This window comes from Planctobacterium sp. AWH2_060, assembly GCF_056158425.1.
In genome coordinates, this window is the sequence record NZ_JBSWTG010000001.1 from 523,603 (window position 1) to 540,479 (window position 16,877).

Below are 16,877 nucleotides of genomic sequence, written 5' to 3' on the forward strand. Positions count from 1 at the left end.
ATAAAACAGATATGAATTCGTTAACCGATTTACTTGAGAAAATTCTGTTCAGGCATCGGCTTGCAGTTATCCTGCTGTTTTTTGTTGCAACAGGTTATCTGTTTTTCCAGGCTATGCAGCTGAAAATGGATGCTGCATTTACTAAAAATATCCCGTTAAATCACGAATACATGGTTAACTACATGAAGCACCGCAAAGATTTTGGTGGTGCAAATAACGTGTTAGTGGCTGTTTGTGAAAAAGACGGTGATATCTTTAATGAAAACTTTTTTACAACATTGAAGAGTGTACATGATCAGTTGTTCTTCATTCCCGGCGTCGACAGGAGTCTGGTAACCTCACTTTATTCACCTTCAACCCGGTTTACCGAAATTGTTGAGGGTGGCTTTGCCGGGGGACCGGTGATCCCTGCTGATTTTTCACCTTCCAGCCCAGAAGGCTTGCAACTGGTTTCCGAAAACATCACCAAAGCCGGTATTGTTGGACGCCAGGTCTCCACCGACTTCCAATGTGCCATGGTAACTGCCCAGTTGCTGGAATTGGATCCTGAGACGGGCGAAAAGCTGGACACTCTGAAGTTAGCGGCGCAGTTTGAAGACGAATTACGTGGTCAATTTGAATCAGACAAGATAAGTATTCACATCATTGGTTTTGCCAAGATGATTGGCGATGTGGCGAGTGGTGCGAAAGACGTTGTCTTGTTTTTCAGTATTGCTATCGCGATAACCGCGGTAATGGTGTATTTCTTCTCTAAATCACTGATGCTGACCTTTTTGCCATTGCTGTGTTCTGTCATAGCGGTGGTATGGCAATTGGGCTTACTGACCGTTATTGGTTTTGGTCTTGATCCCATGTCGATTTTGGTGCCGTTTCTGGTATTTGCCATCGGCGTGAGTCACGGGGTCCAAATGATTAACGCCGTGGGCAAAGAGGTGGCAAACGGTTCCACTGCTAAGCTGGCCTCACAAAACGCTTTCAGAAAATTATTGATTCCGGGTGGTGTAGCACTGATTTCCGATACTGTAGGCTTTATGACGCTGCTGGTTATTGATATCGGTATTATTCGCGAGTTGGCCATCACTGCGTCAATGGGGGTTGCAGTTATTATCCTCACCAACCTGATTTTATTACCGGTATTGATGTCCTACCTCACACTGAAAAACAAATGTGCTGAAGATGTGGTCAACAAGACTGAAAGCACTATTGATGCTGTTTGGGAACGCATTTCCTGTTGCTCGTCGATGGGCGTTGCCAAGTATATTTTAGCCGCCACAGCAGTACTGTTTGTGCTGGGTTGGATTCAGTCTAAGGAAATGAAAATCGGAGATTTACACGCAGGTGCCCCGGCTTTGCATGAATCATCCCGTTACAATCAAGACACCTTCCTGATCACCGACAAGTTTGAAATTACCGTGGACTATATGTCGGTTCTGGTGGAAACCGACCCAGAGGCCTGTACTTCTCACGAGGTGATGAGCGCGATCGATGAGTTCCAGTGGAAAATGACTAATGTTGATGGGGTTCAGTCTGCCATCAGTTTGCCGTCGGTTGCTAAGCGAGTGAATGCAGGTTACAACGAAGGTAATTCGAAGTGGAAGGTTCTACCTCGTAATGAACAAACTATGGTTCAGGCTATCGGCAGGGTACCTACCTCATCAGGTTTGCTAAACAGCAACTGTTCAGTGATGCCCATTATTCTGTTTATGGAAGATCACAAAGCCGAGACTATAAACCGGGTTGTGGATGCGGTTAAAGAGTTCAGAACGGAATACCAAAAGGATAATCTGCAGTTTATGTTGGCATCTGGCCCTGTGGGCGTAATGGCGGCTACTAATGAAGCAGTAGCCGCCGCTCAGGATCCTATGATGCTTTATGTATTCGGTGCCGTTATTGTGCTGTGTCTGATGAGCTTCAGGTCGCTGCGGGCTACCTTATCTGTGGTAATACCCTTGTATGTGGTATCAGTCTTAGCTCAGGCATTGATGACTTACCTTGAAATTGGTTTAACCGTCTCCACTTTACCTGTAATTGCTTTGGGAGTTGGTATCGGTGTGGATTATGGGATTTATATCCTGTCCACTATGAGCCAAAAACTCAAAGATGGCATGAGCTGCCAGGATGCGTATCTTGCGGCGCTTAAAGAGCGGGGAAGTGCAGTACTATTCACAGGTATAACACTGGCTGTAGGCGTGAGCACCTGGGTATTTTCCTCACTTAAGTTCCAGATGGACATGGGGATATTGCTAACATTTATGTTTGTTGTGAATATGCTGGGCGCCATACTGGTATTACCAGCTATCGCAGCCCTGTTCTGGCGTAAGCAAAAATAATATATTGCATAGCAATGCAAAAAATTAATAAAAAATGGCCGTTCAGGTCATTTTTTATTTGAGAAGCCTGAATATTTATTTTTCAGGCTCTTTTGCGTTGTAAAAATCTCTTTAATATTCAGTAATATTCATGGAAAATATTGCAAAATCTAGTCTCTGAACCAGGCTTATCAGAGACTGGCAATTACCCTACATTAAGCCCAACAGCACAAGGTATTGAAATGACGGTATCTACAAGCGCACATTCTGTTCTTTTGGACAACGTGTACCAACTTATTAGAAATAAAGTAGATAAAGAAAAACAAGAGCTGGTATTTCAGTTCGCAAAAAATTTATATCAAAACGTAGCTAACACCGATCTGGATGGTCGTAGTGATAGTGATCTGTATGGTGCGGTACTCAGTTTGTGGAATGAGTTTGCCACCTATAACAGTGACAAGTCATTCATCCGCGTTTTTAATCCGGATGTTGCGAAACACGGCTGGCAGTCCACCTACACCATCGTAGAGATCATCGTAAAGGACATGCCATTCCTGGTAGACTCTGTGCGCATGTCGCTAAACCGTCTGGGCATTACTTCCCATTTACTGATTCATAGCCCGTTAAGCCTGGTGCGTGATGAACAATCAAACCTGGTTCAGTTTGGTGATGTGGCAAACAGCAAAGGTGCCACCAAGGAAACGGTATTCCTGATTGAAGTAGACCGACAAACTACCAGACGCAAATTAGATGCGCTTGCCAAAGAAATTGAATCCGTTGTTGATGAAGTGTGCCTGGCTGTTGATGATTGGCAAGCGATGCGTGAGCGTCTGAAAACGATTATCGCCAATTTCAAAAAAGCCCCAGCCCCTTGCTCTAAAGAACAAAAGCAAGAAGCTGAACGCTTTTTGGCCTGGGTAGAAGATCACAACTTTACCCTGATGGGTTACCGTCATTATGGCGCAAGAGCCATTAAAGGTGATTATCGCTGGACCGCTGATAACGACTCTAGTTTGGGTTTGATGAAAAACTCCATCAGTGATCGCGAGCGCGTGCTTTCCAGGTTACCACTTTCTGCCCGTCAGGAAACCTTGAGTCACAACCCGCTAATTTTAACTAAAACAAACTCCAGAGCTCGCGTTCATCGTCCTGCTTATATGGATTACATTGGCATTAAATCCTTTGATGAAAAGGGTAATGTAATTGCTGAAGATCGTTTTCTGGGTTTGTATTCAGCGTCCTTCTATAACAGCAGTGCTTTGCAATTACCGGTACTGAAAGACAAGATTCAGCGCATTTGTGATGCCTCAGGTTTTGAACGCGGTACTCACGCATACAAAGCCTTGTTGAACATCATGGAAACCTATCCTCGTGATGAAATCTTGCAGACGACTGATGAAGAGTTGCTGAAAATTGTCGTGGGCATTTTTCAAATGCAAGAGCGCGGCATTTCCAGAATTTTTGTCAGAAAAGATATTTTTGGCAGATTCTTCTCTTGCATGGTTTTTGTTCCCAGAGAGCGATATAACACACAGTTACGTAAAGAAACCCAGGCGTTATTAAAGAAATCTCTTGGTAGTGATAAAGAAGTTGAATTCACCACTTATTTCTCTGAATCCGTTTACGCCAGAACCCATTACATTGTGCGTGTCGACAACAACAATGTTGAAGTTAACGTAAAAGAAATAGAGAAGAATATTGTGGAACTATCGAAAACTTGGGATGACAAATTAGGCTCCGCAATCAGAGCCAGTTACGGCCAGACAAAAGGTAAGGCGTTAGAGCAAAAGTATGAAAGTGCCTTTTCACGCAGCTACATGGAGCAAAACTTACCAGGTACCACGGTTGTTGATATCGAAAAGCTGGAATTGCTGGATGATAGTCACCGCCTTGATATGCTGTTTTACAAACCTCAGGAAGAGTCTAAAGACAGCGAAGCGGTTCGTCTGAAACTATTCCATAAAAAAGAGCCTATTCACCTTTCTGCGGTTTTGCCAGTATTGGAAAACTTTGGTCTTCGGGTTATTGATGAAACACCTTACGAAGTAAAAAGTGCCGACGGTGACGTTAACTGGATCATGGACTTCTCCATGTTACACAGCACCAGTGCCAAAATGGATATGGTAAAAGCGCAATCATTGTTCCAGGATGCTTTCTCCAAAGTCTGGAATGATGAGCTGGAAGATGATGCTTTTAACCGTCTGGTGTTGGGTGCGGGGCTGACAGGCCGCAAAGTTACCATCTTGCGGGCTTATGCTAAGTATATGCGTCAAACAGGTAGCTCATTCAGCAATAGCTACATCGCACGTACTTTGGACAGATACCCAGATATTGCAATTTTAATCATTAACCTGTTCGAAACGCGCTTTGATCCAAGTAAAGAGCAAGACGCTGAAAAAGTGGAAGCTCTGCAGCAAGAAATAAAAGTGAAACTGGATCAGGTGGCTAACCTGGATGACGATCGTATCATTCGCCGTTACCTGGATTTGATCATGGCGACCTTGAGAACCAACTTTTATCAAACCGATAAAGAGGGATTCGAGAAGCCATATATTTCCTTCAAGTTCTTGCCAGAACTTATTCCAGATATGCCCTTGCCATTGCCTAAATTTGAAATTTTCGTTTACTCACCATTAGTGGAAGGTGTGCACCTTCGCGGTGGTAAAGTGGCTCGTGGTGGATTGCGCTGGAGTGACCGTCAGGAAGATTTCCGCACAGAAGTGTTGGGATTGGTGAAGGCACAACAGGTTAAGAATACGGTTATTGTTCCGGTCGGTGCTAAAGGCGGCTTCGTTTGTAAAAAGCTACCTTTAACAGAAGGCCGCGATGCGATTTTTAAAGCTGGTCAGGATTGTTATAAGATTTTTATCCGCAGTTTATTGGACATTACTGACAATATTGTTGATGGCAATATTGTGCATCCAGAGAATGTGGTACGACACGATGAAGATGACCCCTATTTGGTTGTTGCCGCCGATAAAGGTACCGCCACTTTCTCTGATATTGCCAATGGTATTTCAGAAGAGTACGGTTTCTGGTTAGGCGACGCTTTTGCTTCTGGTGGTAGTGTCGGTTACGACCACAAAGGCATGGGTATTACGGCCAGAGGTGCCTGGGAATCGGTTAAACGTCATTTCCGCGAAATGGGGATTGATTGTCAGACGACTGATTTCACCTGTCTGGCAGTTGGTGATATGGCTGGGGACGTATTTGGTAACGGTATGTTGTTGTCCAGGCACACGCGTCTGGTTTGTGCCTTCAACCACCTGCACATTTTCTTTGATCCAGACCCGGACGCAGCCAAAACCTGGGTAGAGCGCAAGCGCTTATTCGATAATCCTAAGCTTGGCTGGGAAGACTACGACAAATCTTTGATTTCTAAGGGTGGTGGTGTTTTCTCTCGCTCTGCGAAGTCAATTCAGTTAACCCCTGAAATGCAAAAGTGGTTGGATACCAAAGCCACCAGTATGACACCTAACCAACTGATTAACGCAGCTCTTAAGATGCCTGTTGATCTGATTTGGAACGGTGGTATCGGTACCTACGTCAAGAGTTCCAAAGAAAGTCATGCCGATTGTGGTGACAGAGCTAATGATGATGTACGCGTCAATGGTAGCCAGGTTAAAGCAAAAATCGTCGGTGAAGGTGGTAACCTTGGATTGACCCAGTTAGGGCGTGTCGAATACGCGGCTGCTGGCGGTCGAGTCAATACTGACTTCATCGATAACGTTGGTGGTGTAGATTGTTCCGACAATGAAGTAAACATTAAGATCCTGCTGAACTCTTTGGTAAATGCTGGTGATCTGACCGTTAAACAACGTAATCAACTGTTGTATGACATGACTGATGATGTTGCGGATTTGGTTATTCAGGATTGCTATCGTCAAACCTTAAGCATGTCCATTACCCATCAATCTGGTGTTGGTTCATTAAAAGAGCAGTTGCGCTTTGTACATGCTCTGGAGCGTGATGGCGTGCTAAATCGCGAATTGGAATTTATTCCTTCAGACGATGATTTATCAGAGCGTCTGACCCGTGGCAAAGGATTCACACGTCCCGAATTATCGGTCTTGATTTCTTATGGAAAGATGGTGCTCAAAGAGCAACTCAACATTCCAGAAATTACCGATAATCCATATCATGCGAAATTGCTGGTTAGTGCCTTCCCGAAAGTTCTGCAGCACAAATTTGCCGCTAAAATGGAAGAGCACCCACTACGCGCAGAAATTATTGCCACGAAATTAGCCAATAACATGGTTAATGATATGGGACTGAATTTCTTGTTCCGGATGCGCGAAGAGACAGGGGCAGCAGTACACGAGATTGCTAATGCCTATGCAGTGATCAAAGGCGTGTTTAAAATCGAGTCTCTTTGGTCCGCTGTAGAGGATCTGGATAATCAGGTGTCTGCGGAAGTTCAATTGCAAATGTTTGACAGCATTCGTCGCACTTTGCGTCGTGGTTCCCGCTGGTACATGCGTCATGGCAAAAAAGGCCAGGAATTGCAGGCATGTATTGATAGTTATGCGGGTACGTTCGAGAATATCAGCGAGCACTTGGAAGCCTATCTGGTTCCGGCTGAATACAAACAGCTGCAACACAATGCTGAGAACCTTGCCAAGGCTGGTGTACCGGAAGAAATTGCTATCCGGGTTGCCAGCTTGAGTAATCTGTTCTCCAGCCTGGATCTGGCGCAAATTGTTGCAGAGCAAGAGCGTGACACTTCTTTGATTGCCAGCCTGTACTACATGTTGGGTTCCGAGCTAGAGTTGCACTGGTTCCTGGATCAAATCAACAAGCAGGCGGTTTCTAATCACTGGCAGGCGCTGGCGCGTTCTTCCTATCGAGAAGAACTGGATTGGCAGCAACGACTGCTGACAGTGGGCATTTTAAAACATGCACCTGAAAGTAGCGATGCCAGAGAAATTTTAGATAAATGGATTAAAGAGCATCAATTCTTGTTGGAACGCTGGTATCATATGATGGCCGAGTTTAAAACCAGCACGACTCATGAATTCGCTAAGTTCTCTGTCGCTTTACGAGAGCTGGGATTGTTGAGTTTGAATTGCGATTAGTGATTGCACTAGAATTAAAATTTTGAACGAAGGCCCGGTAATCACCGGGCTTTTTATTTTTATTAAGGGATACTTAATGTATTGGTTAGCACAAAAGTTGCTGTTTAGTCTGGATGCCGAAGTCAGCCATGATCTGACACTTAATTTTCTGAAGCGTGCCCAAAACACCCCTTTAGAGGCCTTTTTTAAGCAAGATGTTGCGACAAAGCCCACTCAATTTTTGGGCATGACTCTGCCCAATCCGTTAGGACTGGCTGCAGGTCTGGACAAAAACGGTGAATGTATTGATGCTTTTGCAGCAATGGGCTTTGGCTTTATCGAAGTGGGTACAGTGACCCCATTACCTCAAGCTGGCAATGACAAACCCCGGCTATTCAGGCTCAAAGATGCCCAGGCTATCGTAAATCGCATGGGTTTTAATAATAAAGGCGTCGATTATCTGGTTGAGCAGGTTAAGCAATCGCAATATCGCGGTGTGCTGGGTATCAATATTGGTAAAAACAAAGTCACACCGGAAGAGAATGCGCTCGATGACTACCTGATTTGTATGCGCAAGGTATATGAGCATGCCAGCTATATCACCATTAATATTTCATCTCCTAATACGCCGGGGTTGCGCAACCTGCAGTACGGCGAAGCACTGGAAGCTTTGTTAAGTGGTATAAAGCAGGAGCAACAGGTGTTGGCTGATAAGCACGGTAAACACGTACCGATATTAGTAAAAATTGCCCCGGATCTGACGCCGGAAGAGATCGAAGGGATAGCCGACTCGCTGAAGAAATCGCAGGTGGAAGGTGTTATCGCAACCAATACTACAATCTCTCGTGAAGGCGTAGAAGGTTTGCGCTGGGCAAAGGAGACTGGAGGCTTAAGCGGTGGCCCGTTGACCCAGAAGAGTCTGGATGTCACGCGCATGCTGGCAAATGCTCTGGCGGGAGAAATTCCAATTATGGGTGTCGGTGGTATTGATAGTGCCAAAGCCGCGCAAGACAGACTGGATGCCGGAGCAGATGTATTACAGGTTTATTCTTCATTTATTTACCAGGGACCGCAACTGATTGAAGATATCGTGTCTGGGATTCAGGTGACTAATTGAGTTTCTTGCCACCATCTCCACAATGGCAATGGAATCTGGACTGTGAAATGAATTGTCTGGCGTTACAAGTCGATAGCCAAAACAAACTGGCTACCGGCTTAACGCCAAAGCAGATGCGCGCGCCGGATTTTACAACTTTGTCGTTTTCAGTGTCTGATACCGAAATTTACAATGAATTGGGTGAATACATAGAGACTTCACCATTGTACCAGATACCTTCTCTGGCATTTCAGGTAGTCATAAACGGCGTGGCTGCGCGTATGTTTCACAAAGAAATTGCAGCTAAAAACTGGCTCTACGAAGTAAATCCAGATGCTTGTGCTTTGGCATTCCAGATACCATCTGTCGCTTCAGTATCGAGCCAGCTTCATGGTGCTGATGTCATACTATTAACCCAGCAAAGCCAATATGTGTTGGCGATGTTATTGCAACCTTTGCAGATAAATGAGCACAAACGACTCGCAGAGTTCTCACTGATAAAAGTGGGAGTAGACAGATTGTTTGATTTTACCGGAAATTGTCTGGGTAACTCGGAAACAGGTGAATATGTATAAAATCCTCATCACAACAGCCCTGGGGTTAGAAGAGCTTCTGGCAGCAGAAATAAAAGAGTTAGTTCCACAATTGGAATGCCAACAAAAACCCGGACAGGTGATAACCAGTGCTGAATTGGAAGCTATATATTCCATTTGTCTGTGGTCAAGATTGGCTAACCGGGTATTACTGGAATTGGCGTCAGAAAGAATTGAAACCGGCGATGATTTGTATCGTTTAGCAAGTGAAATAAACTGGCCTGCACAATTTGACCTGAAAAATACGTTTGCGGTGGATTTCTTTGGAACCAATAAAGAAATTCGCAACACGCAGTTCGGCGCTCTGAAAATCAAAGACGCTGTGGTAGACAAGTTTTCTGAGAATCACTCCATCCGGCCAAATGTGGATAAAAGCAATCCTGATATTCGTATTCAGGGGCGTATCCACCGTGATAAAGCCGCCATTTATTTGGATATGTCTGGAGGGAGCTTACATCAGCGCAACTACAGACAGGAGACCGGACCTGCACCTATTCGTGAGAATTTGGCATTTGCGATGTTAATGCGCAGTGGTTGGACTGCAGACACGACTAAGCCACTGTGTGATCCTATGTGTGGTTCAGGCACTGTGGTGATTGAAGCTGCTCTTTACAAAGCGAAGATAGCGCCGGGGCTACAGCGTAAACAATGGGGCTTTAGTCATTGGTCTGGTCATAATGACAAATTGTGGCAGGTTATCGTGGGTTCTGCGATAAAACGCCAGAAACCAGAAACAGGCAATATCTTTGCCGGTGAAATAAGCCATAAACTCATTAATATCGCGAAGCAGAATGCCAGAGCCGCTGGCGTTGCTGATATGATTCAGTTTACTCACAAAGATGCCACAGAATACGCGCCAGCAACTGAAGAGCCGGGTTATCTGGTGAGCAACCCGCCATACGGTGAGCGCTTAAGTGACTTTAACCGTTTATTGCCGATTTTCCAGCAATGGGGTAGCTGGTTAAAAGAGCACTATGCTCATTGGCATTTAGCCTTGCTAACCTCAAATCGCGAACTGCTTAAACAGCTTAAGTTGGCCTCTTCCCGCAGTTACAAGTTTAAAAATGCCAATCTTGATTGTGAGTTAGTGTTGTTCCACATGGCCGACAGAAATCTGGCCGAGTTAAAACACGAAGCGAAGCTGGAAGGTGATTTTGCTAATCGCCTGCGTAAAAACTGGGACAAAACCCGTCGCTGGTTGAAAAAGCAAAACACCGAATGTTACCGCATTTATGACGCAGATCTGCCGGAGTATAATGTGGCGATCGATCGCTACAAGGATGCGCTGGTGATCCAGGAGTATGCCGCGCCGAAAAATATACCGGAACAGAAGACCCGGGCCAGATTACAGGAAGTATTGCTGGCTGCGCCCAAAGTGCTCGACATTGAACCTCAAAACGTCGCCTTAAAAGTCCGTGAAGTTAAAAAGGGTAAGAATCAATACGAAAAGGTTTCGCGCCAAAACAAGATGATGGAAGTGCAGGAAAATGGCGCTAAGTTCCTGGTTAATCTGTTTGATTACCTGGATACGGGGTTATTTCTGGATCACAGAGACACCCGCAGCATGATCCGCGATATGAGTAATGGAAAACGGGTATTAAATCTGTTTTCTTATACCGGCTCGGTTTCGGTTTACGCCGCACTTGGTGGTGCCAGATCTGTTACCACCGTTGATATGTCCAACACTTATCTGGATTGGACGAAACAAAACTTTGATTTGAACAAATTGCGTGGCGATTATGATTTTGTTAAAGCTGATGTAACCACTTGGCTAAAACAGTGTCGTCAAAAATTTGATTTGATATTTATCGATCCGCCTTCATTTTCCAATTCTAAAAGTATGGAAAACACCTGGGACGTACAGCGTGATCACGTAGAATTGTTAGAGGACGCCAGCAAGCTTTTGGCTGACAACGGGGTCATTGTATTTTCCAATAATTTGCGCAACTTTAAGTTGTCGGCTGAGGTTTCTGAGAGACTGAATTTGTCGGTTAAAAATATCACAACTGACACCATTCCCGAGGATTTTAAGCGCAACAGTAAAATCCACCACTGCTTTTTATTACAGAGTAAATAATCCGATTTTGTATGCCTAAATTAACTTTATTCTCCGGCACAGATTGTCACCTGTGTGAGCTTGCTAAAACAATGTTGAGTGCAGAGTTTACTGATAACAGTGAACTGACCGAAATCAACGTCAAAACAGAGCGTCAATATTATCACCAATACGGTGCCCGAATTCCGGTACTGCGCAATGAGCAGTCAGGCGAAGAGCTGGGCTGGCCCTTTGATGAAAGTCAGTTGAAGGAGTTTTTAAACTAATGTTGTTACAACTCAAAGATGCCTGTATTGCCTTTGGCCATAACCCTCTGGTAGAAAAGGGTAACTTGACATTGAATGCCGGCGAAAGAATGTGTCTGGTGGGACGCAACGGTACAGGTAAATCCACCTTACTTAAATTAATCGCCGGACAGCAGGTCTTAGATGATGGCCAGCGCATAGTGAACAGTGAAACCGTTATTGCAGTTTTACCACAGGATCCACCGGCTCTGGCAGACATCACGGTATTTGATTACATCGCGGAAGGCTTGCAAGAAATTGGTGAGCTGATCAAACAGTATCACGAGGTGGTCTCTCAAGTAGCTGAAGACCCTTCAGAGCAAAATCTGGCGACTCTGGACACTTTGCAAAAGCAACTGGATGCCCGTCAAGGTTGGCAGTTAGAGCAACGCATCGAGCAGGTGATTTCTCTGTTGCAGCTTGACGCTGATGTAACCCTTGAATCATTGTCCGGTGGCTGGCGACGCAAAGCCGCTTTAGCCAAGGCTTTGGTAAGCAAACCAGACATACTATTGCTGGACGAGCCTACCAACCACCTGGACATTGAAATGATCAATTGGCTGGAGAACCAGTTAATGGATTATCAGGGGGCCATGGTGTTTGTTAGTCACGACAGGGCGTTTATTCGCCGGGTGGCCAACAAAATCGTCGACCTGGATCGCGGTGTACTTACCGAATATCCGGGAGACTACGCAAAATACCTGATTAAAAAGGCTGAAGACCTGGAAGTGCAGGCCACTCAGGACGCCCTGTTTGACAAAAGGCTTAGTCAGGAAGAAACCTGGATTCGCCAGGGCATCAAGGCGCGCCGCACCAGAAACGAAGGGCGGGTCAGGGCGCTAAAGGCGATGCGCGACGAATATGCACAGCGCCGTAAAGTTCAGGGCAATGCCACGATACAACTCAGTGACGGTCAGAAATCCGGAAAGCGTGTGTTTGAAGCCAAAGGACTCAGTTATTCAATCGATGGTCAGCCGCTGGTTAAAAATCTGGATTTACAGATTATGCGTGGTGATAAGCTGGCGCTTGTTGGACCGAACGGTTGCGGCAAAAGTACTTTGATTAAACTGCTGCTGGGGCAAATCACTCCAGATGCTGGCACTGTTAAGCAGGGCACCAATTTGGAAATCGCCTATTTTGACCAACATCGCGAGCAACTGGATCCTGATAAAGCTGTTATTGATGTGGTAGCTGATGGTAAACGCGAGATAGACATCAATGGTCGAGGCCGCCATGTCATTAGCTATCTGCAAGACTTTCTGTTCTCGCCAGAGCGGGTTCAGTCACCAGTATCTTCGTTATCCGGCGGTGAAAAAAATCGCTTATTGTTGGCTAAAATTCTGTCACGCCCTGGCAATTTATTAATTCTGGATGAGCCCACCAACGACCTGGATGTTGAAACGCTGGAACTACTGGAAGAAACCCTGGCAAATTATCAGGGAACTTTGATTCTGGTTAGCCATGACCGGGAATTTGTGGATAATGTAGTCACATCCAGCTGCTTCTTTGAAGGCAACGGTGTTATCCAGCAATTTGTCGGTGGCTATCAGGAAATCCACCGCTGGTATGGACAACAACAAAAAAATAAGAAAAGCAGTGTAAAGAATGAAACTTCTGATAATCAGGAGAGTCGAAAAGTCGTCTCTGGCAACAGTAAAGCTAAAAAGTTAAGTTATAAGTTACAACTGGAACTAGACGCTTTACCCGAAAAAGTAGAGCAGCTGGAAAATAAAACTCAGGAAATTCAGGAGCAAATCAGTGCCCCTGATTTTTACAGCCAGGAGCAGGATAAGGTCTCTGCAACCTTAACCTTATTGGCCGAAACAGAACAAGAATTGGAACAGGCTTATTCACGTTGGGATGAGCTTGAAAGTATGAAACAGGAATCAACGAGTTAATGAAATATTTTAAATTAGCCAAGATCGCTTTGGTCTCTATGGCGGTATTCTCTCAAGCCTCTCACGGTGCCTTATACCAAATCACTGAAATCGACACTCAAGCCGTTTCCAAAAGCGCATTTCCGGTGGATATGAATGAGTCCGGAGACATTGTTATGTCCGTCTCTTATAGCCCAGATTTTCCATTAGCGGAATACAATATTCCCATCGATTTGTCGTTGATTGATTTTGATAGTGAAACGCTACAGGACAACCTGACTGACATTGACGCTGCGCGCAACGGCAATTTTAACCTGGAAGATTACCAAACTATTCTGGGTGTTATTCGCGCCGGACAGAGCGTATTGACAGTGCAACGTCTGGTACCCTGGTTGAGCTATTTGTCAGAGAATGGCACGGTTTCTTATATCCCTGGATTGGATGTTGAAGATGTGGATTATTCCGGTTACACCAAGAGTGTTGATACCAGAGTAAAAGGTATTAATGATAGCGGTGTTATTGTTGGCAATTCACAAGGCCATCCACAAAAGGTTGAGTACACCAATGAAAACGGTGATGAGTTTACCTTTTTGGTCCGTGATCACGTTACCCAGGCGTTTGTAGACCTCAATGGTATTACTGTCGGTTTGGCCTCTGAGTCAGAATTGGCTGGCGGATATTCCGAAGCTCGCGATATCAACAATAGTTTGATGGTGGCGGGCATGGAAATTTTCGATCCCGGAGAGAGTATTGTAGATGCGGTTGCAGATTGTGAAGATGACGAAGAACGCGGTGACCAGCCTATTGAAACCTGCTTACAGAGCCTACAGGGAACCTTATATAGCACTCACAACCGTCGAGCTGCTATTTGGCATTTAGACACAGATGGTAACGTCACGGATAAAGTTACCTATGAGATACCCTTTGAACGCGAAGAAGACGATGAGCGTTTATTTACCAGTGAAGCCATGGCTATTAATGACAACGGCATTGCTGTGGGTCGGGCATCAAACTTTTATGAAGATAACTACGAATTTGCAAGCTTTTATGCGGCGGTTTTTTCTGGCGAGGAAATCACCAGCTTTACGGATCGCAACGAGTACTTAAGCAGTATCGCGACCGATATCAACGACAATAACCTGGTCACGGGTTACGGTGTAAAACAAATAAATGGTATCGAACGCTCCAAGTTTTTTGTCTATAACGTTGATTCTAATGAAATCACCTTCCCGGATGACTTTTTCCCAGGCTCATCCAGTGTTGCCAGAAGTATCAACAACAATGGGCAGATTGTAGGCGAGGGCGAAGTTGAAACGACGCTGAGCAGTACCCGTCGTCGCGAAGGCTTCATATATGATGTTAACGATGGCACCTTCCAAAATCTGAACGACCTGCTGGGCTGTGAAACCCCCTATACCATAGTACAAGCTCACAGCATCAACGACAGCGGACAAATTGCCGCATTAGCCCGTGTGAGACGCGCTGACACAGACGTACAGGGCAATCTGGCGTTGAATGATGACGGTTCTGAAGATCTGGTGGATACCTTAATCACTGTTCAGTTAAACCCAATTCCGGGCGGTGAAATTGACACTTGTGATGATTCCGACGACGACGATGCTGCGCCGGAAAGGCAGGGTGGTTCCATGGGATTTGGTTTGCTGCTTTTGCCATTTTTGATGATGTTCCGACGCTTCAAAAAATAAAAATTGCAGAACATCTGACTTTTCAAAAAAGCCGCTTTAAGCGGTTTTTTTATGCGTTTTTATTCATAAAATTTAGTCGTTAATTGCGTGTAATTAAAAATGTAATTTTTATGAAAAAATGTTGTAAAGAAAAAGCTGTATGGATTTCATTTACTTATGTGTTGTCAAGTGGTCAGAGTAAAAATTAGACCTTGAACAGAAGGTCAGGATCCTCTATTTCATAGGGGTGGGCATAAAGCCTACAAACAGCAATTGATAAAGAGGTGAAAATGAAAAGACAAAAGCGCGATAAATTATCTCGGGCCCACGCAAAGGGGTATCAAGCTGGTATTTCTGGTAGGGCGAAAGACAACTGTCCATTCCAGGCTGTAGAGGCACGGTCTCAGTGGCTTGGTGGTTGGAGAGCTGCCATGGAAGATCGAAGCTTAGGTCTTGTAAAATAAAAACCACAATCTTCGTAAACGTATTTTAGAGAGAACGAAAGCCCCGGTAGAGGGGCTTTTGTATATCTGGACCTTAATTAAAAGTTGCTGGTGTCCTGGAACAGACCAACTTTGAGATCTTTCGCCTCGTAAATCGGACGACCATCTACCTCTACCACACCGTCGCCAATGCCCATGAATAATTTGCGCTTGATTACGCGCTTCATGGTGATTTTATAAGTCACTTTTTTGGCCGTTGGCAGGATTTGACCGGTAAACTTGACTTCGCCTACACCCAGAGCACGGCCTTTGCCCGGACCGCCACTCCAACCCAGGAAGAAACCAACTAATTGCCACATTGCGTCCAGACCCAGGCAGCCGGGCATAACAGGATCGCCAGGGAAGTGACAATCAAAGAACCACAGATCCGGAGTGATATCCAGTTCAGCGTGGATGTATCCTTTGCCGTTGTCGCCGCCGTCTTCACTGATCTCGACGATGCGATCCATCATTAACATATTCGGTGCAGGCAGTTGGCTGTTACCTGGACCAAATAGTTCACCACGGCTACAACTAAGTAGATCTTCTTTATCAAACTGATTCTTTCTTTCTGACATCTTATGCACTTCACTGTTTAAAAAATTTGCGGCTAATTTAGCGAACACTTGTTCGCTAAACAAGTCTGATTAGTCTTTTTACCGGTTATTTTTATGCTTGGCGGTTCTGTACAGAGTATAAATTGTGCAATTTTCAGGTGAAACTTTCATTCATCGCGGGAAAGGGTATAGTTGCATAAAAGGGAAGACTTTTTATAGAAATGAGCAACGTTAAAAATCGCCTCAAAGAAAATGCCGACAAACAAAAGCGCTTCAGGGAAAAACAAAAAGCCGAAGGTAAAAAAATGCTAAGAGGCTATGTTAACCCTGAGGCCGTTGACTGTTATGCCGAGCTGCGGGAGAAAACCGGATGGACAGATAGCGAGATACTGAGTAATTCACTCAGGATCACCTACGCAGCTTATAAATGTGGGCAAATAAAACTGTTAAACGAATGGCTTAAGAAGAATCAAAAATGAGTTGGACAATCGTTTTTTGGTATACCTCTCTGCTGGTTGTAATTTCAATAATTGGACGCTTGTTTGATCTGTCCAACGGCACATGGCAACAAAATAGTAAAGGCTACAAAGCCCAGGATACAGTGGATGTGATCGTTGTGCTGTTTGGCTTGATAGGGTTATTTGGGCTGGCATTTGACGAACGTTATTTTAGCCAATCTTTATGGCAAGGTTATTTTGTGGTAACCATGCTCTATATTCCCCTGTCTTTCTTCACTCCAAAATTTTCAGGTATGCGCCAGTTGTACGGGAATTTCAATGTTGTGAAGGCAATTGTTTCAAATACATTACTAATGACACCGTCCCATATCGGGCAATTCATCTACGCTTTTAATGTAAGCTGGTCATAGTTTTTCATTCGTATTT

The 16,877-nt window shown here is 44.8% G+C and carries 12 protein-coding genes; 11 read left to right on the forward strand and 1 reads right to left on the reverse strand.

What is annotated here, in order from left to right; genetic code table 11:
* Positions 1–11: 11 nt before the first annotated feature.
* From ACXAD8_RS02240 to rmf, 9 genes are all read left to right on the forward strand, one after another.
* Positions 12–2,330, forward strand: a complete 2,319-nt coding sequence (locus tag ACXAD8_RS02240; protein ID WP_475224399.1) for an efflux RND transporter permease subunit — start codon at positions 12–14, stop codon at positions 2,328–2,330.
* Positions 2,331–2,551: 221 nt separating this feature from the next.
* Positions 2,552–7,384 carry an NAD-glutamate dehydrogenase gene (locus ACXAD8_RS02245; RefSeq protein WP_475224401.1) on the forward strand — a complete coding sequence of 1,611 codons (4,833 nt, stop codon included), beginning with the start codon at positions 2,552–2,554 and terminating at the stop codon, positions 7,382–7,384.
* A 76-nt stretch (positions 7,385–7,460) separates the two neighbouring features.
* A complete protein-coding gene (gene pyrD, locus ACXAD8_RS02250; protein WP_475224402.1) occupies positions 7,461–8,480 on the forward strand; it encodes a quinone-dependent dihydroorotate dehydrogenase in 1,020 nt (339 codons plus the stop codon).
* Entirely contained in the window at positions 8,477–9,034 is a 558-nt protein-coding gene (locus ACXAD8_RS02255) for a cell division protein ZapC domain-containing protein (RefSeq protein WP_475224403.1), read from the forward strand. Before pyrD ends, ACXAD8_RS02255 begins: the two co-directional genes overlap by 4 nt.
* Positions 9,027–11,129 carry a bifunctional 23S rRNA (guanine(2069)-N(7))-methyltransferase RlmK/23S rRNA (guanine(2445)-N(2))-methyltransferase RlmL gene (gene rlmKL / locus ACXAD8_RS02260; RefSeq protein WP_475224405.1) on the forward strand — a complete coding sequence of 701 codons (2,103 nt, stop codon included), beginning with the start codon at positions 9,027–9,029 and terminating at the stop codon, positions 11,127–11,129. The genes ACXAD8_RS02255 and rlmKL overlap by 8 nt, the downstream gene beginning before the upstream one ends.
* 11 nt (positions 11,130–11,140) lie before the next feature.
* Positions 11,141–11,374: a glutaredoxin family protein gene (locus ACXAD8_RS02265; protein ID WP_475224406.1), complete on the forward strand. Its 234-nt coding sequence runs from the start codon at positions 11,141–11,143 to the stop codon at positions 11,372–11,374.
* Positions 11,374–13,290, forward strand: a complete 1,917-nt coding sequence (gene uup / locus ACXAD8_RS02270) for an ATP-binding cassette ATPase Uup (protein WP_475224407.1) — start codon at positions 11,374–11,376, stop codon at positions 13,288–13,290. The genes ACXAD8_RS02265 and uup overlap by 1 nt, the downstream gene beginning before the upstream one ends.
* On the forward strand, positions 13,290–14,975 hold the full coding sequence (locus tag ACXAD8_RS02275; RefSeq protein WP_475224408.1) for a DUF3466 family protein: 1,686 nt from the start codon (positions 13,290–13,292) through the stop codon (positions 14,973–14,975). The genes uup and ACXAD8_RS02275 overlap by 1 nt, the downstream gene beginning before the upstream one ends.
* A gap of 269 nt (positions 14,976–15,244) precedes the next feature.
* Complete coding sequence (gene rmf / locus ACXAD8_RS02280; RefSeq protein ID WP_229527595.1) at positions 15,245–15,418, forward strand: ribosome modulation factor; 174 nt, start codon at positions 15,245–15,247, stop codon at positions 15,416–15,418.
* Between the two features lie 77 nt (positions 15,419–15,495).
* On the opposite strand, the gene fabA is transcribed toward rmf, so the two are convergent.
* Entirely contained in the window at positions 15,496–16,014 is a 519-nt protein-coding gene (fabA, locus tag ACXAD8_RS02285; RefSeq protein WP_229527594.1) for a bifunctional 3-hydroxydecanoyl-ACP dehydratase/trans-2-decenoyl-ACP isomerase, read from the reverse strand.
* A gap of 200 nt (positions 16,015–16,214) precedes the next feature.
* Here fabA and ACXAD8_RS02290 point away from each other — a divergent pair, with 200 nt between their 5' ends.
* Both ACXAD8_RS02290 and ACXAD8_RS02295 read left to right on the forward strand, forming a co-directional pair.
* Positions 16,215–16,472 (forward strand): hypothetical protein, encoded by a 258-nt coding sequence (locus ACXAD8_RS02290; protein WP_475224410.1) that lies wholly within the window; start codon positions 16,215–16,217, stop codon positions 16,470–16,472.
* Complete coding sequence (locus tag ACXAD8_RS02295) at positions 16,469–16,861, forward strand: hypothetical protein (RefSeq protein ID WP_475224412.1); 393 nt, start codon at positions 16,469–16,471, stop codon at positions 16,859–16,861. Before ACXAD8_RS02290 ends, ACXAD8_RS02295 begins: the two co-directional genes overlap by 4 nt.
* Positions 16,862–16,877 lie beyond the last annotated feature (16 nt).

Coding starts and splice junctions, on each gene's coding strand:
- rlmKL (WP_475224405.1), top strand. CDS start 9,027: ATGTATAAAATCCTCATCACAACAGCCCTGGGGTTAGAAGAGCTTCTG.
- fabA (WP_229527594.1), bottom strand. CDS start 16,014: ATGTCAGAAAGAAAGAATCAGTTTGATAAAGAAGATCTACTTAGTTGT.
- ACXAD8_RS02275 (WP_475224408.1), top strand. CDS start 13,290: ATGAAATATTTTAAATTAGCCAAGATCGCTTTGGTCTCTATGGCGGTA.
- ACXAD8_RS02265 (WP_475224406.1), top strand. CDS start 11,141: ATGCCTAAATTAACTTTATTCTCCGGCACAGATTGTCACCTGTGTGAG.
- ACXAD8_RS02295 (WP_475224412.1), top strand. CDS start 16,469: ATGAGTTGGACAATCGTTTTTTGGTATACCTCTCTGCTGGTTGTAATT.
- ACXAD8_RS02290 (WP_475224410.1), top strand. CDS start 16,215: ATGAGCAACGTTAAAAATCGCCTCAAAGAAAATGCCGACAAACAAAAG.
- ACXAD8_RS02240 (WP_475224399.1), top strand. CDS start 12: ATGAATTCGTTAACCGATTTACTTGAGAAAATTCTGTTCAGGCATCGG.
- rmf (WP_229527595.1), top strand. CDS start 15,245: ATGAAAAGACAAAAGCGCGATAAATTATCTCGGGCCCACGCAAAGGGG.
- pyrD (WP_475224402.1), top strand. CDS start 7,461: ATGTATTGGTTAGCACAAAAGTTGCTGTTTAGTCTGGATGCCGAAGTC.
- ACXAD8_RS02245 (WP_475224401.1), top strand. CDS start 2,552: ATGACGGTATCTACAAGCGCACATTCTGTTCTTTTGGACAACGTGTAC.
- uup (WP_475224407.1), top strand. CDS start 11,374: ATGTTGTTACAACTCAAAGATGCCTGTATTGCCTTTGGCCATAACCCT.